16 protein-coding genes and 6 pseudogenes are annotated in these 20948 nt (G+C 67.6%); 14 read left to right on the top strand and 8 right to left on the bottom strand.

Annotation, left to right across the window (positions count from 1 at the left end; translation table 11 throughout):
* Positions 1-74: 74 nt before the first annotated feature.
* Positions 75-536: a MarR family winged helix-turn-helix transcriptional regulator gene (locus AC07DC_RS27345; RefSeq protein ID WP_478917152.1), complete on the bottom strand. Its 462-nt coding sequence runs from the start codon at positions 534-536 to the stop codon at positions 75-77.
* A gap of 95 nt (positions 537-631) precedes the next feature.
* Between AC07DC_RS27345 and AC07DC_RS27340 the strand changes: the two genes are divergently transcribed.
* The gene (locus AC07DC_RS27340) at positions 632-1003 is read left to right on the top strand and encodes a VOC family protein (RefSeq protein WP_478917151.1); all 372 of its coding nucleotides are present in this window, start codon (positions 632-634) and stop codon (positions 1001-1003) included.
* Between the two features lie 104 nt (positions 1004-1107).
* Here AC07DC_RS27340 and AC07DC_RS27335 read toward each other — a convergent pair.
* Positions 1108-1393: pseudogene (locus AC07DC_RS27335) on the bottom strand (ASCH domain-containing protein); the annotation flags it as partial.
* Between the two features lie 170 nt (positions 1394-1563).
* A pseudogene (locus AC07DC_RS27330) lies at positions 1564-2238 on the bottom strand (GGDEF domain-containing protein); the annotation flags it as partial.
* 45 nt (positions 2239-2283) lie between these two features.
* On the opposite strand from AC07DC_RS27330, the gene AC07DC_RS27325 reads away from it, so the two are divergent.
* On the top strand, positions 2284-2562 hold the full coding sequence (locus AC07DC_RS27325; RefSeq protein WP_478917150.1) for a hypothetical protein: 279 nt from the start codon (positions 2284-2286) through the stop codon (positions 2560-2562).
* A gap of 423 nt (positions 2563-2985) precedes the next feature.
* Here the strand turns inward: AC07DC_RS27325 and AC07DC_RS27320 are convergent, their stop codons facing one another.
* Together AC07DC_RS27320 and AC07DC_RS27315 are read right to left on the bottom strand one after the other, a co-directional pair.
* Entirely contained in the window at positions 2986-3717 is a 732-nt protein-coding gene (locus tag AC07DC_RS27320) for a dienelactone hydrolase family protein (RefSeq protein ID WP_478917149.1), read from the bottom strand.
* Positions 3718-3942: 225 nt separating this feature from the next.
* Positions 3943-4605 carry a class I SAM-dependent methyltransferase gene (locus AC07DC_RS27315; RefSeq protein WP_478917148.1) on the bottom strand — a complete coding sequence of 221 codons (663 nt, stop codon included), beginning with the start codon at positions 4603-4605 and terminating at the stop codon, positions 3943-3945.
* Between the two features lie 506 nt (positions 4606-5111).
* Between AC07DC_RS27315 and AC07DC_RS27310 the strand changes: the two genes are divergently transcribed.
* The 10 genes and pseudogenes from AC07DC_RS27310 to AC07DC_RS27265 all read left to right on the top strand — a co-directional run bounded on the left by AC07DC_RS27310 (position 5112) and on the right by AC07DC_RS27265 (position 16558).
* Positions 5112-6677, top strand: a complete 1566-nt coding sequence (locus tag AC07DC_RS27310) for a Tn3 family transposase (RefSeq protein ID WP_478917147.1) — start codon at positions 5112-5114, stop codon at positions 6675-6677.
* Positions 6670-8580 (top strand): hypothetical protein, encoded by a 1911-nt coding sequence (locus AC07DC_RS27305; RefSeq protein WP_478917146.1) that lies wholly within the window; start codon positions 6670-6672, stop codon positions 8578-8580. The genes AC07DC_RS27310 and AC07DC_RS27305 overlap by 8 nt, the downstream gene beginning before the upstream one ends.
* 128 nt (positions 8581-8708) lie before the next feature.
* On the top strand, positions 8709-9515 hold the full coding sequence (locus tag AC07DC_RS27300) for a hypothetical protein (protein ID WP_478917145.1): 807 nt from the start codon (positions 8709-8711) through the stop codon (positions 9513-9515).
* A gap of 130 nt (positions 9516-9645) precedes the next feature.
* The gene (locus AC07DC_RS27295; RefSeq protein WP_478917415.1) at positions 9646-10533 is read left to right on the top strand and encodes an IS3 family transposase; all 888 of its coding nucleotides are present in this window, start codon (positions 9646-9648) and stop codon (positions 10531-10533) included.
* Between the two features lie 81 nt (positions 10534-10614).
* Positions 10615-12018, top strand: a complete 1404-nt coding sequence (locus AC07DC_RS27290; RefSeq protein WP_478917144.1) for an IS30 family transposase — start codon at positions 10615-10617, stop codon at positions 12016-12018.
* Positions 11958-12248 (top strand): annotated as a pseudogene (locus AC07DC_RS27285) (integrase core domain-containing protein); the annotation flags it as partial. The gene AC07DC_RS27290 and the pseudogene AC07DC_RS27285, both read left to right, overlap by 61 nt.
* 54 nt (positions 12249-12302) lie before the next feature.
* Positions 12303-12638, top strand: coding sequence for an integrase core domain-containing protein (locus tag AC07DC_RS27280; RefSeq protein WP_478917143.1), 336 nt, complete (start codon positions 12303-12305; stop codon positions 12636-12638).
* A gap of 227 nt (positions 12639-12865) precedes the next feature.
* A complete protein-coding gene (locus AC07DC_RS27275) occupies positions 12866-13162 on the top strand; it encodes a hypothetical protein (RefSeq protein WP_478917142.1) in 297 nt (98 codons plus the stop codon).
* 45 nt (positions 13163-13207) lie between these two features.
* Positions 13208-14440 (top strand): IS4 family transposase, encoded by a 1233-nt coding sequence (locus tag AC07DC_RS27270; protein WP_478917141.1) that lies wholly within the window; start codon positions 13208-13210, stop codon positions 14438-14440.
* Between the two features lie 609 nt (positions 14441-15049).
* Complete coding sequence (locus AC07DC_RS27265; protein ID WP_478917140.1) at positions 15050-16558, top strand: GMC family oxidoreductase; 1509 nt, start codon at positions 15050-15052, stop codon at positions 16556-16558.
* 181 nt (positions 16559-16739) lie between these two features.
* On the opposite strand, the gene AC07DC_RS27260 is transcribed toward AC07DC_RS27265, so the two are convergent.
* On the bottom strand, positions 16740-17753 hold the full coding sequence (locus tag AC07DC_RS27260) for a helix-turn-helix domain-containing protein (protein ID WP_478917139.1): 1014 nt from the start codon (positions 17751-17753) through the stop codon (positions 16740-16742).
* 169 nt (positions 17754-17922) lie between these two features.
* On the opposite strand from AC07DC_RS27260, the pseudogene AC07DC_RS27255 reads away from it, so the two are divergent.
* Positions 17923-18063, top strand: a pseudogene (locus tag AC07DC_RS27255) (flavin reductase family protein); the annotation flags it as partial.
* A 271-nt stretch (positions 18064-18334) separates the two neighbouring features.
* Here AC07DC_RS27255 and AC07DC_RS27250 read toward each other — a convergent pair.
* Positions 18335-18733: an FG-GAP repeat domain-containing protein gene (locus AC07DC_RS27250; protein ID WP_478917414.1), complete on the bottom strand. Its 399-nt coding sequence runs from the start codon at positions 18731-18733 to the stop codon at positions 18335-18337.
* 187 nt (positions 18734-18920) lie between these two features.
* A pseudogene (locus AC07DC_RS27245) lies at positions 18921-20342 on the bottom strand (MMPL family transporter); the annotation flags it as partial.
* A gap of 60 nt (positions 20343-20402) precedes the next feature.
* Between AC07DC_RS27245 and AC07DC_RS27240 the strand changes: the two are divergent.
* Positions 20403-20858, top strand: a pseudogene (locus AC07DC_RS27240) (integrase core domain-containing protein); the annotation flags it as partial.
* Positions 20859-20948: the final 90 nt, after the last annotated feature.

Raw genomic sequence — 20948 nt, 5'->3', positions numbered from 1 at the left:
GGTCCTCCAGGGGGACCTCGACACCGCGGCCGTTACCGCCGTGCCCGCGGGAAGGGCGGTAACGGCCGCGCAGGTCATGCGCCGAGGGCCTCGGCCATCGTGTCGAGGTCGGCCAGGAGCTCCGTCAGCCGTCGCGCGGGAATGCTCTCGATCATGCGTTCCTCGATGGCGTAGATGGCGCTGCGAGCGGCGTGCAGGCGCTGCTGTCCGGCCGCGGTGAGGTGGATGGGCAGGGCCCGGCCGTGGTCGGTGCTGGTGGCTTGGGTGATCAGGCCGGCGTCCTTGAGGCCGCGCAGGACGACGTTGGCGGACTGCCGGGTGACGAAGGTGCCGCGGGCCAGGTCGGCGTTGGACAGGCCGGGCTGTTCGTCGAGGAGTTCCAGGCAGGAGTACTGCGGGACGGTCAGATCGTGTTCGCGCAGGGCCTTGTCCATGGCGCCCCGCAGAGCGGCCGAAGCCTTCTTGAGCCGGTATCCAACGTGCTCGGTGACGTCCTGGGCTGGATGGGGTGGGGGGACAGGTGCATGGTCTTCCATGTCAGCATTTTGACATACGGGGGACGTGACACCTACAGTCTCCTATGTCAAAGCTCTGACATTAATGTTCGTGTCGATCACCTCTTGGAGACACCATGACCGCCACTGTCGAAGGCCCCGATTTCGTCGCCCTGCAGGTAAGGGACGTACCGGGTGCGGCCGCGTTTTTCGAGGAGAGGCTCGGGCTGCGGCGGGCCCCGGGTGGACCGGCCCACGCGGTCGTCTTCGCCACCACCCCGATCCCGTTCGCCGTCCGCGAGCTGCTGCCCGGAGTCGACCTGGACACCGTCGTACGTCCTGGCCTGGGCGTGGCGTTGTGGCTGCGCACCACCGACGCCCCGGCGCTGCGCGAGCAGCTCGTCGCGGCCGGTACGGAAGACGTCACCCCGCTCCAGGACAGCCCGTTCGGGCCGACGTTCTCCTTCACCGGTCCCGAGGGCTACCGGCTCACCGTGCACGGAGGCTGACCGTAAAGGACGCCATCGGGACCCCCGGAGGCTCATTCTCGCTCGTAGCGGGGACATCGGGCGTCGCCTTCCAACACCCCATTACGCAACTGCTGATAGCCGGAACTACCAGCAGGGCCATCGTCCTGGTGGCAGCCGGTGAGGCGGGCGACGCCGATGACCGCACCGAGGTGCAGTTCGCGGCCGCCCGTGCGAGCGACCAGCGGGTCGCGCAGCACGGTGCGGTCCGGCTTCGTCTTTCCGGCATGGACAAGGATCCAGCCGCGCCCGCCCTGGCTTGGGCCGGTTCTCCACGGTCTTACCGGCGAGGATGCAGGCCGCCCAGGGCTGGCGGATGGTGATGCCTCGGATCCAGTCGTCGCCCTCGCGTTCGGCGGGCTCATACGGCACGCGCCAGGGTGTGCGTCCCGGGCGGCCGGCACGGCGGCCGTTGACGGTCGCCGTCTGCAGGTCCTCGATCTCGGCCCATCCGCAGTTCCCAGTGTGCTTGCTCCGCTACATCGAGGGTCGGCGCCCCGGAGCAGAGTCGGCAGGGCGCTGGTGCCCAGGTAGGCCGGAGCGGCGGTTCCTACCGACGCGGCGATGGCGATGGGCCCGGCGTCGGTGAGGACCGGTTCGCACAGCGCGCCCATGAGCTGGTCCAGGTGCGCTTCCATGGCGTCCTCGCCGTTCTGGCTGTCCACGCGGGTGGCGACGGCGAACTCGTCACCGCCCAGGCGCCCTACAATCCCGCAGGGTCCAGCCCACCGGGCCAGCCGCTCACCGCTCGCAGCGAGCGCCAGATCGCCCGTCGCGTGGCCGTGTTCATCGTTCAGGCCCTTGACTTGGTCGAGATCGACCAGGCAGACGACCGCGTCCGCGCGGTGCCGGTGGACCAGACGCTGGGCGCGGCGCTCGAAGGAACGGCGGCGCTGGCCTCCGGTTAACGGGTTGATGCGCTCAGCGGCAAGACGTCGATGGAGTGTGAGGGCGTGGCGCGGTCCAGCCGGTGAGCGGGACCGCGAGTGCGGTGATGAGCAAGGCGCGATGCCCGCAGGGGGCCTGCACGCGCAGGGCGGAGTCCATACGGGGATGTCCCTCTCGTTTCGTACGGGGTAGGTGGCCCCGGACGGGCGGACTGCTTTGAACGCCGGCAGCCAGCTGTCCGGGGCGAATTCACAGCAGTCTGTTGAGGTTGACCCACGGCTTCGTGGTGGCCTGGTGCCAGTCCAGAACCCAGTCGAGGCGCAGGTCATGAAGGGCCCAACCGTCGCTGGAGTCGTCCGGTACCGGACACCCTGATGTGCGTCTACAACCGGGACCGGGCGCTTTGCCATTGGCTGGACACCGCCGACGCCCCACGGCTGGACAGATGCCAGCCCTCGTGCGCGAACATCGCGCGCACCGACCAGCACGCCGACCAACTCCGCCAGCACGCGCAGGTGCTGGACAAGCAGGCCGCCTCCGAGGCGCTGCCCGATCCGCTCGCCGACCGGCTGGCCCGGCACGCCGGGTACCTGCGGAGGCTGGCCGACCGGCACGAACACGACCGCATCCATATACAGGAGCCGATGTTATGAGCCCAGCCCCGGACGAGCGCGAGCGGATCCGTCCGCGACGGACCGCATCCTGGGCGGCGCAGGCCAGCACTCGAACAATGCGCTGACGATCGTCGCCCTCGCGATCGAGGCAGGCGTCCCGCGCAACACTCTCACCCAGCGGCACACCGACCTGAAGAGGGAAATCTACGACCAGGTCCGTGCACGTGGCGGGACGCCGGACAGCGAGCGGCGTCTGCGCCAGCAGGTCCGGCGGCTCAAGGACCTCCGGGCTGCGTACGCGCAGGAGATCGCCCGGCTCAAGGCCGACGTCGAGGCTCTGGTCGGCGCCCTGCACCAGGCCACGGTGGAGAACAGTCACCTGCGCCAGCAGCTCGCCGACCGCCATGCGGCCGTACGCGTACTGCCGACGCAGACGCCTCCCGGCAGGTAGCTACAGACGTATCAGCCCAGATGCCGGGCGAAGAACCGCAGCGAGTTGTCCATCTCGAACTGCGGTAGATCTCCGTGCTTGCCGGGGTTGGCGTGCAGTGTCTTCTCGGCTGAACCGATGGCATCGAACAACGCCAGGCTCGGTGCACGGGGCATCCGCTCATCGTCCCACTGGACCAGAAACTGCACCGGCACGGTGATTTGCGCGGCGGCCCCGGCCAGCGCGGGCGACCCTTGCAGGCCCAGCACTGCAGCGCGGACTCGAGGTTCTGCGGCGACGAACGGTATACCGAACGCGCAGCCCAGCGACACGCCCCAATAGCCCACCGGTCCGCCGCCGATATGGTCGAGTTGCTGGACTGCGGTCAGGACCGCCTGCCATTCCGCGACGGTCTGCCCGGCCACGAGCGTATACATGGCGGTGTCCAGCACAGCCGTATCGTCTCCGGCGGCCATACGCGCCCGGTACTCGGTCGCGATCCGGTCGAACTCCTCGTCCGTCGGCCGCTCGCCGTGGTTGGGCACGTCGATCGCGGCGACCGCGAACCCGCCCTCGGCGGCGAAGCGGTGCGCGCGGGCCAGGATGCCGGGGGCCTTCTTGTGTTGCCCGCCGCCGTGTCCCATCAGGATCAAGGGACGAGTGCCGTGGGCGTCTTCCAGCGTCCACAGCACGCCGGGAATCTCGTCGAGGGTGAAGAGCTGTTCGGTCACGCCGCCCAAGGACGTCTTGGAGATGAAGCGCATGGTGTTTCAAGCCTTTCGGGATACTTCTGAGGGCGCTCCCTAGACCATGTGGCTGTGTCACCTTCCACGGGTGTCACTTCGACGCGAGTTCGGGAGCCACCACCGCGTTGATGAAGATCAGTCTTGCTGGGAATTGATGGCACCGGGGCGTCCACATCTGGGGGCGCGGCGCGGCGGCATCGCGCGGGAGACCGTATGAGGGACCTCTCAAGCGGCTCGTAGTGGTCAGGCCGGGCTGTGCCGGGCGGGAGCGTCGTAAACCAGGCTGTACCGCCAGAACAGGCGACGCCGGATCCGGGCGCCGGGCAGCTCCTGCGCGGCCGCAGCCCGGATGTCCCCCAACGTCTCCTGCGGATCAGCGGTAGGCGCCGTCATGTGCAAGGGCAGCGCGGCGGCGCGGCCCGGATGCTTGACCAGCCCCATGACCGGGTTCAAGAGCACGGACAGCAGGGAGACGAGCAGAGCGACAGGCCCGGCCTGCCGATAGCAGCCGACGACCACGAGGCGCCCTCCCGGAGCGAGACAGCCGCGCAGCTCCAGCAAAGTGGGCACCAGCGGCAGATGGTGCAGGACAGCGACCAGGGTGATGGCGTCGAAGCGCCGCTGCGGGGCGCGCCCGGCGAAGCCGGCTTCAACGATGGTGACCGCAGGGTCGTCGGCGAAGCGCTCCGCCGCGGCGCGGGCCATCTGAGGGTCGGGTTCGAGCCCGGTGACGGTGACAGCCCGACGGCGCACAAGCGCGGCAAGATTCCCCGCGCCGCACCCGACGTCGAGGATGTGGCGAGCCCCGGACCCGGCCACCCGGCTGGCGATCCAGGGGCCGTAGTGGTCGTTGTGACTCCATGGGTGCCGCTGATTGACACGGTGGAGGTATGAACGTAGCCCCATGGGGCCACGGTAGACAGGAGCGGTACCTGCCCCAGGGCACCTCGACAGACACGGCTTCCACGGTCCAGGCGTTTTGGACGCGGCCGTGTCACAGCTCTTCGGGCAGTTCGTCCAGGTCCCTTGTGACGGACCACAGGGCGAACGGTGTACGTGTCCCGGGGCTGAGATCAGCATCCCCGAGCGCAGCGCGAGCGCCACGTGGCTGGTGACGGCATCCGGTCGGCGCCGATGGCGAGGTTGCCGATCCGTAGCGGGGAGGCGTCCTCGTCGAAGGCTCAACACGCCGAACTTGACAGGGAAGTTGTCGCAGACAGCTTCGCGCAGCTCGTCCAACGAGAGGACCTGGGAGGCGGGCCAGGTAGCGGCCAGCGTCGACTTTCCGGCGCCGGATACGCCGATGAGGACCACCAGGCAGGTTTCGGGCAGTTCCGGGTAGATCAGCAGGGTCATGCCGGGTCTCCTTGCGGGTCGAGGGCGCGGGCGGCCCAGATGGGGCGCTGCCCGATGTGGTCGGTGATCAGGGCAGCGGCTTCGTGCAGCGGGCACGAGGCGCCGCCGTCACGGTCGGGCTCGATCTGGTCGGCTCGCTTCGCTGCGCCGGTGAGCAGCTGCGCGAGGGACGCCATGAAGCCGCCCGGTATGCGAAGGCCGGGAACACCACCTACTACCCGCTGGGGGAGGCCACGCCCGAGCACCGGGGTACCACCGGCCAGTGGGCCGATCTGGTGCACCGGGAGCATCGGCGGGTGCGGCGGCGGGTGGTGCGGAAGGTCTACGAGGTGGCCACCTTCCAGGCGCTGCGCGAGCAGTTGCGCTGCAAGGAGGTCTGGGTGGTTGGCGCGGGGCGGTGGCGCGACCCGGACCAGGACCTGCCGCGCGACTTCGAGGCGCGCCGCAGGGAGCATTACGGCGAGCTGCGCAAGCCGCTGGACCCGGGCGAGTTCATCGGCCAGCTGCGCGAGGAGATGACCGGAGAGCTGGCCCCGCTGGACCGGGCGCTGCCTGAGCTGGACTGGGTGGAGGTCAAGGAGCGGGCGGCGGGGGCGATCAGGTTCACCGTCCCGGGCGGGCAGAAGGAGCCGCGGAACCTGCGCCGGCTCAAGAACGAGGTGGGCCGCCGGTGGAACGCAGTCCCGCTGGTGGACATGCTCAAGGAGGCGGCTCTGCGCACCGGCTGCCAGGAGCAGGTCACCGCCGTGGCCGGCGGCGGGAAACTGGAGGCGGGGGTGCTGGCGGAGCGGCTGATGCTGGCGATCTACGCCTACGGCACCAATACCGGGATCCGGCAGGTCATCGGGGCGGGCAGCCTGCACAGCGAGGAGGAGATCCGCTATGTGCGCCGCCGTTACCTGACCCCGGAGGTCGCGCAGCGGATCGCGGTCGCGAACGCCACCTTGGCTGTCCGCGACAGCGGCCTGGGGGGTGCGGGCTCGACTGCGGTGGCCTCGGACTCCACGCACTTCCGCTCGTGGGGCCAGAACCTGTTCACGGAGTGGCACTCGCGCTACGGCGGGCGCGGGATCTTGGTGTACTGGCACGTCGAGCCCATCGTCCACGGCCGTGCGACCGTGGTCGACGGCTCCGAAGCGTCGCGGCCATCGCCCGCGGCGCGGGCGTGGACCGCACCTGCCTCTACCGCCACCGCGACCTGCTCGGCCAGATCCACGCCAGGCCGCCGAGCCGTCCACCGTCCCTGGCGGCCTGGGACCGGCCGTCAGCCGGGCCTCGTTGCAGGCCGACCTGGCGGCAGCCAACGCCCCGCCGGTGAGCGGCCCGGGGGTGACTTCGACGACGACTCCCGTCCGTCCGGCGGGGCGGGGTTTGTCCGCGCACGAGGTGATCAGCACTTCGTCGTCTGCCGAGAGCACGGGAAGCCTTCTTGGGCCGGTCACGCGGCGAGGTGGCTGGTGCGCAGGAGCGCTGGCGTTAGACGAAGAGGCTCCCGCTCTTGGTGTTCGAAAATCACCCTCCCGCGCGTGTGTATGTCCTATTTTATTCGACATTCGTCTCTACTCTGTGGTGGTGCCCGCTCATCCGGAGTAGGCCAGGTGACAGGGAGCCGTGGTGTCTGAGCCGATTACCAAGTTCGACCCGAGTGGCAAGGCCGCGATCCTCAGCTACAACGTTCCGGAGCCGACCTCCTACACCGGCGGCAACATCATTGCTTTGGATGTGGACAACCCCAAGGACTGGTTCCTCGACGCCGCATTCAAGCCTCCAGAGCGCACACTGGCCCACACACTGCGCCAGCTCACAGCCGCAGACGTGGCCGCCATGCTCCGAACCGGAGACCTCAAGACCTTCCCCGGGATCAAGAATCCAGCCGCCACCTACGCAGGGCTGTTTGCCTCGCACAGCGCGGTCGCGGGCAGCGCGGGCGCGCTGGACACGGCCACCACCAGTGTCCTTGCCCAGGCACTGCGCAAGGCCACTGTCGAACCGGATCTGACACCCCTGACCCAAACAGCAGACACACCGACCCCAGCTCCGCCTCCGCCCAGTGGCCCAGCCCTTGAGAGCGCCGCAAACACGCCAGGCATCACCCCCACTGAGGTAATGCACCTGGCCCGGGCGGTGCGCGGCTCGATCCTCTCCCAGGCCACCCTGGCCGATTCCATGGTGCGGCCACAGATCACCGATCTGGACATCGCACATGTCACGGAGATGCTGCAGACGGGCTATCGGCTGAGTGTGCACCGCACGCTGTGGGGGGAGTACATGCACACCTTCCTCCCGGATCCATTCGGGGCGCCCGCCGCCGACGGGGTGCTGCCGGAAGGGAAGCCGCAGATCGCACTGGTGGAGACTTACCGGCTGTCCACCTTCCTTGGCCAGTATGGTGCTGGCCGGACGCTGAAGACGTTCACCCTCCTACCGGGTGAGAAGACCACCATCAGCATCAAGACTTTCCGCAAGACCGAGACCGACAGTAAGTCGGCCTCTAGCGTGCTCGATTCGTTCACCAAGGAAAGTGCGGACGACTTCGAGAACACCATCCAGCACGAGAACTCTGACAAACAGGCCCAGCAGAAGAGCCTTGAGTGGCACGTCGAGGCAGAAGCCTCCGGCTCCTGGGGATTTGCCAGCGCGAAAGTCAGTGGCGGCGTGAAAGGCTCCTCCGCAGCCCAGCGCGAGCAGTTCGCCAAGAACACGAGCAACGCGATCAACAAGCATGCATCCAAGGCGTCAGCGAAGCGGGACGTGCAGATCAACACCTCCGACGAGGTGAAGACGCAAAGCGGCGAGGAGACCTCGATCACCCGTCAGCTTGAGAACATCAATGTCGGACGAACCTTGAACTTCGTCTTCCGCCAAATGAACCAGGAACACATCACCATCCTGCACCTGGTTGACGTGCGCGTCGCCTTCTGGAACGGCTACGGCGAATCGGTACACGAGGTTCCGCTGTCCCGGCTCAACGACCTGCTGGACACCTACGTCAAGCCCGAGAAGAAGAGCGACCTGCGCAAGATGGTCCTTGACCAACTGTCCACGCTCTTCGACTACCAGGACAAGCTGGTCGACCCGCCCATGGTGGAAACACGCACCATCGGTGCGGCCGGGTCAACCGACACCTACCTGCGATGGCGGAAGACGACGTCCACCTACCGCGACGCGACCGGAAACGAGATCGCCGTTCCCGGCGTCATCCTGAACGTGGACAAGACGGTCATGCGGACCGAGGGCGTCGTCGTGGACTCACTGTTGGGTCAAGGAAACGCCCTCGACGATTACTCGCAGGGACTGCAACTCAATGCCGTCCGCGAACGCGCACTCGACAACGACCGCGAGGCTTTGGGACAGAAGCTCGTCACGGACAGCGACAACGTCAGATCCAAGATTTACAAGGACCTCTTTACCCCCTCCGTCGCCCTGCCCGGCAAGATCTCGGTCTCCGCCTCGGACACCGGAGTGACCGTCGCCAGCACCTCGAGCCCCGATGGTGCCCACGTCGTCAGCGGTAGCGGCCAATGAGCACCCCCACGCCCGACGTGGCATTGGCACCCGCCGGAGCAGCCCTGCGGCCAGCCTCCCTCGCCCCGCAGAACCAAGTCCTGTCACCGGGCCCGCCCACCGGTTTTGCACCGGTCCGGCTGGGAAATATGGACCGCGCCCAGAAGCTCGCCGCCGGCTCGGACGACTGTGAGGCCCTGGCGCTACTGTTCTCGGATCCGGGGATCATCGACGACGGCACGGTAGCGGGCCGGCTCAGGGAGATCCTGGCCATCACAGAACACTTCGCAATTCCCGGTCTTCAGACACGGATCCGCTTTCACGACCGGGGATTCAAGGGCGAGAGCCGACCCACCCCGGGAGGGCCAGGATTCCGCGACCCGTGGCCGAATAGCGACAATCAGGTCGGCCACTTCCTCTCGGCGGTCGGCATGAATTTTCAGCCCGACGTGATCCGCCGTGAGGTCGGAGGGGTAGGGCCCACCGTGCGATGGCTGCTCCGGGCTCCAGACACCATGAGCGACCGGGAGGTGGTGCAGCGGCTGGTTATCGGTCATGAGAAGGCACCAGACCCCACGGTGGACGCACCCTCGGCGGCCGCCGGTGCACTGGGAGGACTCCCGGGTGGTTCCATCGGAGCTATCGTGGGGGCCGCGGCCGGGGCGGCCATGAGCGTGGTGAGCGGGTTTCGCGTCCAGTTCGAGGCGGTCACACCGTCCGATATGAGTGCCTGGGCGGCCGCTCTGTCGGCTCTGGGGAACAATTCGGTGATCAATCTCGCAGCCGCCGAGCCGCACCTGGCCAAGATCCCCATCAACTACAGTTTCTCGGGCAACAGCATCCAAGACCTCCGGCTCAGCGTGTGCGGTTGGTATCTCGGGCAAGCCATCGCGGCCAAGCGCTTCGCCTCGCGGGAGGACGTTGCCAAGTGGGTCCGCGTCAATCTCCACGCTTAGCCTCGATCTTTCGTGACGGTCCGTCGGAATCTCCGGCGGGCCGTTTTCGTTGGGTGGGTCGGTTGCGGACATGCTGAGAGTCCAGCGCTGTCGCTCGTTACGTCGAACCAGCAGTGGACCCTCGCGGTAGCTGGGTCGATACCCGGAAGAGTTCCGCCAGGACGTTGTGCGGGTTGCGAGGAATCGTGGTCCGGGTGTGACGGTCGAGCAGGTGGCCGCCGACTTCGGAGTTCATCCGATGACGTTGTGGAAGTGGATGCGCCGGGCGGACATCGACGACGGGACAAAGCCCGGAACTTCCAGCCAGGAGAGCGTGGAACTGCGGGAAGCACGTCGGCGCATCAAGCTGCTGGAGCAGGAGAACGGACGTCCTGCGCCGGGCCGCAGCTTATTTGTCACAGGCGCATCTGCCGGGAAAAGGATCTACCCGCTCGTGAAAGAGCTGGCCGGGGACGCGATGCCCGTCACGGTGACATGCCGGGTGCTGAAGCTCGCCGGACAGCCCTACTACCGCTGGCTCGACAAGCCGGTGGCCGACGCCGTGCTGGAGGAGGCATATCGCGGGAACGCGCTGTTCGACGCCCACCGCGACGACCCGGAGTTCGGCTACCGGTTCCTGGCCGATGAAGCGCGTGGCGCCGGGTCCGCGATGGCGGACCGCACCGCGTGGCGGATCTGCCGGGACAACCGCTGGTGGAGCGTGTTCGGGAAGAAACGCGGCCGGGGCAGGAAGGCCGGCCCGCCGGTGCACGACGATCTCGTGAGCCGCAACTTCACCGCGACCGGCCCGAACCGGCTGTGGCTCGCCGACATCACCGAACATGCCACCGGCGACGGCAAGCTGTACCTCTGCGCGATCAAGGACGTTTTCAGCAACAGGATCGTGCGCTACTCCATCGACGCGCGGATGAAGTCCCGCCTGGCCGTGACCGCCCTGGACAACGCCGTGGCCCGGCGCGAGCACGTCGACGGATGCATCCTGCACAGCGATCGCGGATCGCAGGGTGGATTCAACTGATCGTCGCAACACCTCATAGCCGGAGGTGGAGTGGTGGGGGTTGGCCCGCAGCAGGCAAGGGTTCGCGAGTATCGGGGGCAGATGCCCTCGCCCGGTCGGCCGACGGTTGTCTGGCGCGAGGATCGCGTCCGGTTCTGGGTTGCGATCGCCGAGGGGCTGCGGACCGAGGAAGCGGCCGCCGTCGCCGGGGAGTCGCCTGCCGTCGGGGGTAGGTGGTTCCGGCACGCTGGGGGCGTGCAACCGAACCTTGCGCCGACGGTGTCGGGGCGCTACTTGTCGTTTTCGGAGCGCGAGGACATTGCCGTGTGGCGGGCTCAGGGCCTGGGAATCCGTGACATCGCGCGCCTGACGTGTCGGTCCCCGTCGACGATTTCGCGGGAGCTTCGGCGGAACGCGTCGACGCGGGCTTATCGGCCGGAGTACCGAGCGTCCACCGCTCAGTGGCATGCGGAGCGGCGGGCCCGGCGCCCGAAGACGGCGAAGCTGGCTGCCGATAAGCGGTTGTGTGAGTACGTGCAGGACCGGCTCGCCGGCGTGATCCACGCTCCGGACGGGAGGCCGGTGGCCGGTCCCGCGACGCAGGCGTGGAAGGGGCGGAACAAGCCCCACCGTCAGGACCGGCGCTGGGCGACGGCGTGGAGTCCGGAGCAGATAGCGAACCGGCTGCCGGTCGACTTCCCCGACGACGCGTCCATGCGGATCTCGCACGAGGCGATCTACCAGGCCCTTTACATCCAGGGACGTGGCGGGCTCGAGCGCGAGCAGGTCGCATGCCTGCGGACCGGGCGGGCACTGCGCGAGCCGCGGTCACGCGCACGCAGCCATCCAGGTGGCCACGTCACGCCCGACGTAATCCTCAGCGAGCGTCCCGCCGAGGTCGAGGACCGGGCAGTTCCGGGTCATTGGGAGGGCGATCTCATCATCGGTACGGGCCGGTCCGCGATCGGCACGCTGGTGGAGCGCGCGACGCGGTTCACGGTCCTGGTCCATCTTCCGCGGATGGAGGGTTACGGGGTTGAGCCGAGGGTGAAGAACGGTCCGGCTCTGGCCGGCTATGGCGCCGAGGCGATGAGGGAGGCCCTGACCGCCCGAATGGCTACGATCTCAGGTCAACTACGCCGGTCGCTAACCTGGGATCGCGGCAAGGAGCTGGCTCAGCATGCCCAGTTGAAGATGGACACCGGCATGGCAGTCTACTTCGCTGATCCTCACAGTCCCTGGCAACGGGGCACGAGTGAGAACACGAACGGCCTGCTGCGGCAGTACTTTCCCAAGGGCACCGACCTGTCCCGGTGGAGCCCTCGCGAACTTGAATCCGTTGCACGGGCACTCAACACACGCCCCCGCAAAACGCTGGAGTGGAGAACTCCCGCTGAGGTCTTCAGCGAGCACATATGCTCGCTAACAAGCAGTGTTGCGACAAGCAGTTCCGCTCCCGGAAATTCGTCCGGGCGCTCGACCGGCACCGGATGGCCGGATCAATAGGGAGAGTCGGGGCAGCCGGCGACAACGCGGCCATGGAGTCCTTCTTCAGCCTGCTGCAGAAGAACGTCCTCAACCGCCGGAGCTGGACCACCCGCGAGGAACTGCGGATCGCGATCGTGACCTGGATCGAGCGGACCTACCACCGCCGCCGCCGACAAGCCGCACTCGGCCGGCTGACTCCCGTCGAATTCGAGACCGTCATGACCACACCGGCCCTCCAGGCCGCGTGACCGCACCTGTCACCCAAAGCTGCACCAGACCCCACACCTCTCTTATCAGGAGTGTTGCAACGACTCATTGAACCCAAGCAATACACGTCTTTCACCTTGGCCGAGCATTTGAGTCGGGACGGCATCGCCGCCTCCATCGGCTCGGTCAGCGACGCACTGGACAACGCGCTCATGGAGTCGACCATCGGCTTGCACAAGACGGAACTGATCAAGCCGCAGCGGCCCTGGCGAACCCTGTCCGAGGTCGAACTCGCCACCGCCGAATGGGTCGACTGGTACAACCATCGCCGCCTACACGGTGAGATAGGGGACGTGCACGTCCCACCAGCCGAATACGAAGCCAGCTACGACCTGACCGCTCCAAAACAGCAGGTCACAGTCACATCGTAGAGTCTCCGACATACCCGGAACGGTTCATTGATGAGTGGACGGTTCTGGTGGAGCTGCCGAGTTGCGTAGACCCGTCGCAAGCGCACGCTGGAGAGAGGGGCGGTGAGGAGGCGGTACGCACGGCGAAAATCGGTTCGAGCCGTCCGTGAGCGAGCTCGGGTTGAGCATGGTCGGCAGGGCGGAGGGGGGCGCCATACCCCAGAGGGTTATCCGGTGAGGTGGTACTCATGGCGAAAATGACACGCGAGGCTCCGCAAGAGTCGGTGCAAGAGGTAGAAATCTACAACGTTGAACTGAGTCCGGATGAAAAGTCCGCGCTTCTCGCAGCTCCTGACGAGTTCGCCAAGAAGTTTCTCGAAGGCGAGGGACACAAGGTCAACCGAGTCATCATTGACAGGTGCTTCTATCGTGATGGCGATGACAGCGGGGATGATTTTCCTTGCCCTGAGCCACTGGTGCTGGTGCATGCGGTAGCGGGGCACTTGGTTTCCCACTGGGTGTGGGTTTGTAAACACCCCATCTAGAGGCAATACCGGTGACTTTGGTGGGTCTGTGTCGTTGAGTAGGTTGTGCCACGGCCTGGACAGGTGAAGTCGTCGTTGGGTGACCGGTTGTCGGATCGGATTGCGTTGGGGGTCCTGACACGGGCTTTCCCACCCGAGTTGATCGATGAGGTCGTCGCCGAGTGCGGCCGGGTTGAGCAACGGCACCGGTTGTTGCCCGCGCGGGTGGTTGTCTACTTCGTCCTGGCGATGTGCCTGTTCTTCGGCCAGGGATACGAGGAGGTGGCCCGGCTCTTGGTGCAGGGCCTGGAGCGTGAGGGCCGGTGGACGAAGGCGTGGCGGGTGCCGACGACGGCGGCGATTGGCCGGGCCCGTTTGCGGCTGGGGCCGGAGCCGTTGCGAGTGCTGTTTTCCCGGGTCTGCCGGCCGGTGGCCGTCGAGCGGACCCCGGGCGCCTGGTACCGGCGGTGGCGGATGGTCGCGGTGGACGGGACGGTGTTCGACGTTCCGGACACGGCGGGGAATGCGGAGTTCTTCGGACGGCCGGGCAGCAGTCGCGGGCAGGGCCGCAGCGCGTATCCGCAGGCCAGGGTGGCGGTCTTGGCCGAGTGTGGAACTCACGCGGTGTTCGCAGCCGAGGTCGGGCCGCTGTCGGTCCACGAGACCGTCCTGGCCAAGGGGCTGTTCCCTGCGCTGACCGAGGGCATGCTGCTGCTCGCGGACCGGGGATTTTGCGGGCTGGATTTGTGGCGGGCCGCTCGGGCGAGCGGCGCCGATCTCTTGTGGCGGGTGCGGAGTGTGGTCGTACTGCCCATCGTGACCGTCCTCGACGACGGTTCTTACGTGTTGGAGATCGTCGCCGCCCGGGACCACTACCGGCGGGCGGATCCCGAGCGAGTGCGTGTCGTGGAGTACACACTGGGAGGTGATGGCACCGTCTATCGGTTGATCACCAGCATCCTGGACCCGAAAGCCGCACCGGCCGCGGAACTTGCCGCGCTCTACGCCCAGCGGTGGGAAATCGAGACCACGCTGGACGAGATCAAGAACCATCAGGGCCGCCCCGGGCTCGTCCTGCGTTCCCAACACCCGCGTGGGGTGGAGCAGGAGATCTTCGCTTTTCTCCTGGTGCATCACGCCCTGCGGGACCTGATGCACCAGGCCGCCCTCAAGGACGGACACGATCCGGACCGGATTTCCTTCACCCGTACTCTTCGCACCGTCCGCCGCCACGTCACCGGACAGGCGGCTCTTTCCCCCCTCCCGACTCGCGCGGGCCACCACCCAGAGCCTGCATGAAATGGCCGAACGACCCCTGCCCACAAGGAAGTTGAGATCCACCCCCCGCGTGATCAAACGCAAGATGTCGAACTGGGCACTCAAACGGGCCGAGCACTGCAGCCCATCCCTGCGCGACAGACCCACCATCCAACTCGTCGGCCCGAACAAAGCCGCTTCGACCCGCCAGAAAACTCCCTAAATCACCGGTATTGGGACTAGACCACGTTTCGACGTCCAACCCTTTCCAGCCGTCAACTCGCCATCACAGTCGGCAATTTGAAGGTAATCCGGGGGTCACGGCTCAGAAATGACGCTGTGTGATGTCTGCTGGTCAGTCCGTTAGCGCGATGGGTGTCATCAGAACACCTGCAGTCGGCTCGCCATCCAGCCACAGGGTCGCCGGCAGGAACGTGTGGCGCGCAGGTTCCGAAGGGACGTCGCAGTGGTCCAAGTGCGTGCTGTGCCGGTCTTCCTAAGCTGCGAAGGCCGAGGGAACACCTGCGTTGTTCCTGGACGGATGCACACCAAAAACGAGTTGGTACACAGGCATCATCAGCTCCCTGCTCGTCGAGGAGCTGATTTTCTGGAGACCGGTGGTCGGACAAGACTGCCGTGGAAAGCGGAGACATGATGGACAAGAGCCCATATGACTACGTCGTGGTGGGAGCGGGGACGGCGGGATGCGTGATCGCCTCCCGGCTTTCGGAGCGCCCCGGCGTGCGGGTGTTGCTCCTGGAGGCGGGAGCCCGGGACGCGACCGAGACGATGGCATCTCCCTGGGGCTTCCTGGGGTTCGATCCGTCGTCCCTCTGGCTGGGCTCCTCGACCGTGCAGGCCGGTACGGGCAGGACCGCTGACGTTCTGCGCGGCAAGGCGCTCGGCGGATCGTCGAGCATCAACGGCCTCTACCACCTGCGGGGGCACCGTTCGGGTTACGACGAATGGGCCGGCCTCGGCGCTCCGGGGTGGGGTTTCGACGATCTGCTGCCCTACTTCCGCCGCAGCGAGAGCACGCGCGGCCGGGATGCCTCCGTGCGGGGCACGGACGGCCCGGTCGTGGTGGCCCCGGTCCCGGAACCCCATCCCTTGGCCACGGCAGGCGTCGATGCCGCCGTGGAGGCCGGGTTCGCACGCGCCGATGACATCGGCAGCGGGCTGCGGACCGGGTTCGGGTGGAGTGACATGAATCTGCCCGGCGGCGCCCGCCAGAGCGCGGCCGACGCCTACATCCGTCCGTTCCTGGACCGGCCGAACCTGGACGTCGTCACGGACGCGACCGTGCAGCGGCTGCTCGTCACCGCGGGCCGCTGCACGGGCGTCGAGTACACCCTTGGCGGGGAGCACCTGTCCGCCGACGGCGCCGAGGTGGTACTGACCGCCGGAGCCATCGGCTCCGCGCACCTCCTGATGCTGTCAGGGATCGGCCCGGCACAACACCTCGAGGAACACGCCATCGAAGTCGTCGCCGACCTGTCGGGGGTGGGCTCCCATCTGCAGGACCACCCGATGGCGGGAGTGGTGTACGAGGCCATCCAGCCCGTACCGTTCATTCCCGCCAACCCGCCGGCCGAAATGATGGGCCTGCTGCACAGCGACCCCGCCGCCGGCCGGCCGGACCTCCAGGTCTACGTCGTCGCCGCACCGCTCCCGTCGGCATGGGGCCAGCCGCCGGCCAACGGCTACTCGATCGCTTTCGCCGCGATGGCTCCACACAGCAGCGGCACCGTGCGCCTGGCGGACGCCCATCCCGGCAGCGCTCCCGTTGTCGACCCGGGCTACCTGAGCGACGATCGTGACCTCGTGGTCATGCGCAAGGGCCTGGCCCTGGCGCGCCGCATCGGGGAGGGCGACGCGTTCACCGACTGGCGCAAGCAGGAAGCGGTGCCGGGCGCCGGGACGAGCGACGAAGACGTGGACGAGTTCATCCGCAAGGCCACCGGCCCCTACTTCCACTACACGGGCACCTGCCGCATGGGAACCGACGCCGATGCCGTCGTCGACCCTGCGAACCTTCGCGTGCACGGCATAACGGGACTGAGGGTCGCCGATGCCTCGGTGATGCCCTCCATCCCCTCGGCCAACACCAACGCGACCGTCTACGCCATTGCCGAACGGGCCGCCGAACTGATCGACTGAGCCTCCTTCAGCGTCCAGGGCGATTCGATCACGCGCTCATTTCGACGCCGGTCGGACCGCCGGCAGCTGGTCGAAGCCTTCGACCAGCTGCCGGCGAGCTCGACGGTCCAGTGCCTGTGCGGACGGCTGCCGCATACGCCGAAAGCAGGGGACACCCGCTGAACCGCGGTCCTAACCCTGGTCACGCGCTATCGGCCGACCCGCGCCCCGGCGGGTGTGCTCCGGTCGAACGGGCGTACTCGCTGGGAGTCTGACCGTAGTGCTTCTTGAAGGCTCGGGTGAAGTGACTGCCGTCCGCGAACTGCCAGTGTGCGGCGAGTTCCGAGATGCTCAGGCGACCCGACGGCGCGGTGAGGGCGAGCCGGGCCTCGCGCAGTCGCCGATGGCGGATGTAGGTGCTCACCTGTTCTCCGACCGCGGCGAATGCCCGGTGCAGCGTACGGACCGAGACGTTGAGTTCGCGCGCGAGCATCGCGGGAGAGAGTTCGGGATCAGCGAGCCGACGGTCCGCGAGGTCCTTGGCCGCCTGGGTGAGCGCGGGAGCCAGCCGGGGTTCCACGTCGTCGAACCGGCCCTTCGTCACCGCCTTGGCCAGCTCGATCAGGGCCCCGTGGGCGGCTTCCGCACCGGCCGGGCCGAGGTCGGCCACCGTTGTGTGGATCATGTCTGTCAGGGCCGTCAGCAGGCGTATCTCGGCCGAGTCCGCCGGCCCGGTGATGACCCGGTTTCCGAGCAGGGGCTTGAGCTCACCGGGAGGCAGAACGAAGAACTTCGCCGTGAGGTGAGCCGTCGTCTCGAAGGCCGTCAGGTTCCCGACGTGCCGGACGAGGAACTGCCCGGCCGAAACGGTCTGCTCGCCGTGACCGGGCGGCCCACCCAGAGTCCATGCGCCGCGCTGCACCACGTACATTGCCACCAGATCCTGATCGCCGCCCGGGGCGTCCGCGGTCCGGGTCGCCGACGCGGCGTGCAGATCGGCGATCGCCGCACCGTGCACCTTGGTCACTTGGCCCTTGACCCGGAAGTCCCCGATGGTGTCCGGGCTGAAGGCCGGCAGTTGGAAGACATCGTCACCGATCTGCGTCTCCCACCCGCGCCGGAAGGCGTCGAGCCCCCGCGGTGCGGCGCCCGGATCGGTCGAGTCCACGGAGAACACCCCGCGCGGGCCGCCGACCTCCGCTCCAGTACCGTTCATCACTCTCCGATCCCGTCACCTACATCGCTTCAACGCTATCCGCTGCGGGACAGGCCTGGAGCACGCGGCCCATGCGGGCTTGCGGGGCTCTTCTCGGCGAACACGAGGCTTGGCCGCGCCGGGGTGCAGAGGCGCGGTTCGTGGGCGGGTTGTATGGATACTGGCTGGCATGCGCGTCGATTTTGATCCCGCGGACGTGGATCGGACTGCCTTTTACAAGCTGCTGACTTCGGTGGTGGTGCCTCGGCCGATTGCCTGGGTGTCCACCGTCGCGGCGGACGGGACTGACAACCTCGCACCTGCGAAGTTCCGAGGAAAGCGGTGTCGGAGCATCAGACGGTAGCGCAGGTCGGAGAGCCGTCGCCCGGTTTAAAGAGGTCGGCCCTGACATGCCGAGCGGCAGCTTTCGTCGGCGGATTTGCGGAGAACGAAGACGGAACATCGCTTTGTGTCGATTCGGTGAGTTTGGGGTCGCGGCGGCGTAGGCCGGGTGAATCCCAGGCTGACCTGGCAAGGAAAGGCCCGGCGGGACCATCGATTGTTGGCGATGGTCCCGCCGGGCCTGGTCATGCGGTCAGCGATCAGCTGTGGGTGTTGAAGAAGTGGACATCCGTGTTGGCCCAGGTACCGGTGGGGGAGGTCCAGGTGCTGGGGGTCATGGCGTTGAACGTTCCGCTGTTGTCGTTCTTGGCGGTCCAGGTGAGCATGCGGGAGTAGCCAGTGCCATAGCCGTACATGACGCCGAGGTCGTCACGACCGTCGCCGTTGTAGTCGCCGGCGACCATTTGGGGCATGGAAGCGTAGTAGAAGTTGCCTGCCGCACTGGACCAGGCGGAGTACGGGGCCTGGAAGGTGCCGGTGGAGGTGCCGAGGCTGACGAATGTGTTGAGGCTGTCGTGGCCGTCGGAGTAGTCGTACCAGGCGGCGATGTCGTCCTTGCCGTCCCCGTTGAAGTCACCGGCTGGGACTGTCCTAAAGATGGGTCTTCCAAGATTTTCGTAGGCGTTGATCAGTGCCGCTGACGGTCAGTTGAGCAGGATGAGCTGGCGCAGGAGGGGGTGGCTGGCACGGCCGTACCGCTGACGCTTGAGAAGTTTGATCTTGCAGTTGGCGCCCTCGGTGCGGCCGTTGTGGTGGGGCAGGGTGACCCTCAACGATCGCCGTGCCGTTGTCGCCGGTGCGCAGGTACTCCTCGCGTACGCGGGAGAGGAGGAACACCTCGTAGTCCATCGACAGGCCGAACAGGATGGCGAAGAGGAACATCGGGATGAACGACACGATCGGAACCGTCGCTTCCAGCCCGATGAGTGCGCCGCCCCAGCCCCACTGGAAGACGGTGACCATGATGCCGTAGGCCGCGCCGATGCTCAGCAGGTTCAGCAGTACCGCCGTGAGCGGTACGAGTATCGAGCGGAAGACCAGCATCAGCAGCAGGAACGACATCGCCAGCACGGCGGCGACGAACACCGGCAGGCGTTGGCTGGTGCGTTGGCCCACATCGGACAGGCTCGCGGTGGCGCCGCCGACGTGGGCCCTGGCCGGGCCGTGCCCGATCGCCGTGGGCATCACGTCGGTGCGCAGCCGGGCGATGGTGTCGGCCGTGGCCTTGTCCTGAGGGCTGGTGGTCGGGAACACCACGAGGGTCGCGATGCCGGTGGCCCGATCGATGTGCGTCGGCGCGACGGATGCGATGCCCGGATCCGCCGAGACCGTTGCGACGAGTCGGTCCAGCACTCCCGGATCACCGGCGGGGTCCGCGGCGATGACGAGGGGACCGTTGGTGCCCGGGCCGAACCCCTCGGCGACGAGGTCGTAGGCGCGGCGCTCGGTACGGCTGTGGGGCAGTGAGCCGTCGTCGGGCAGGCCGACGCGCAGGCCGAGCACGGGCAGCGTCGCCGTCAGCAGCAGCCCCGCCGCGCCGACCGCGTACAGCACCGGGTGTCGGCTGACGTGCCCGATCCAGCGCCGCCAACCGGCGGCGGGAGCGGCGCCCGCCACCGTGTCCCGCCGCCGTGCGAGTCGGCCCAGCTTTCCGGTCTGCAGAGCCCGGCCGATCCGGCCGGCCCGGGCCAGGCGTGGGCCCGCCGCGCCGAGGAAGGCCGGCAGCAGCGTCACCGACGCGACCACCATCGTCAGGACGACGATCGAGACGGCGAGCCCGCCCACCGTCATGAACGGCACGTTCGCGACCGCCAGGCCGAGGATCGATACGACGACGGTGCCGCCGGCGAAGACCACCGGCCGCCCCGCCGTTGCCACCGCTCGTCCGGCCGCCTCGTGCGGATCGAGCCCGCGCGCGAGGTACTCCCGGTGCCTGGCGAGCACGAACAGCGCGTAGTCGATGCCCACTCCGAGCCCGACCATGCTGCCCAGGACCGGTGCGAAGGTGGGGACGTCCGTGACTCCCGCCAGTACCGTCATCGTGGCGACCCCGACGGTCAGTCCGAAGACCGCCATGCCGATCGGCAGCGCGGCGGCGACGAGCGAACCGAACGCCAGGAACAGGATCGCGGCCGCGGCGAGGAGGCCGATCAACTCGCTCGCGCCGCCGTCGGGGTCGGAGAAGGCGTAGAAGAGGTTCCCGCCCATCTCGATGCGCAGGGGCAGTTCGGCGCGCAGCCGGTCGCCGAGATCGACGAGGGCGTCGAGGTCGGCTTCGACTACATCCAGTCCGCGGTCGACGACCACACCCGCCTGGCCTACAGCGAAATCCACCCCGACGAGAAAGTCGCGACCTGCGCGGGCTTCCTCACCCGCGCGGCCGCGTTCTACCGCGCCCACGGCATCACCCGCATCGAACGGGTCCTGACCGACAACGCCTGGTCCTACCGCAAGGGCCTGGCCTGGAAGGCCGTCCTGGCCGACCTCGGCGCGACCGGCAAACTCACCCGCGCCTACCGGCCCCAGACCAACGGCAAAGTCGAACGCTTCAACCGCACCTTCGCCGACGAATGGGCCTACCTGCGGCCCTACACCACCAACGACGAACGCACAGCAGCCCTGACAGACTTCCTCCACACCTACAACCACCACCGCGGCCACACCGCACTCGGCGGCAACCCACCCATCACCCGCGCAAACAACCCTGCGAGGCAATACACCTAGTGAGCCGGTCCGGAGATCCTGGCGCAGTAGTGGCAGATCCGGTCGATGATCTGGTCTGCGGTCTTGGTCCACTTGAAGGGCCGGGCAGCC

Source organism: Streptomyces sp. NPDC045021 (genome assembly GCF_056432645.1).
Note: the sequence above shows the minus strand (reverse complement) of the source record. Positions and strands in the feature narration are given on the sequence as shown.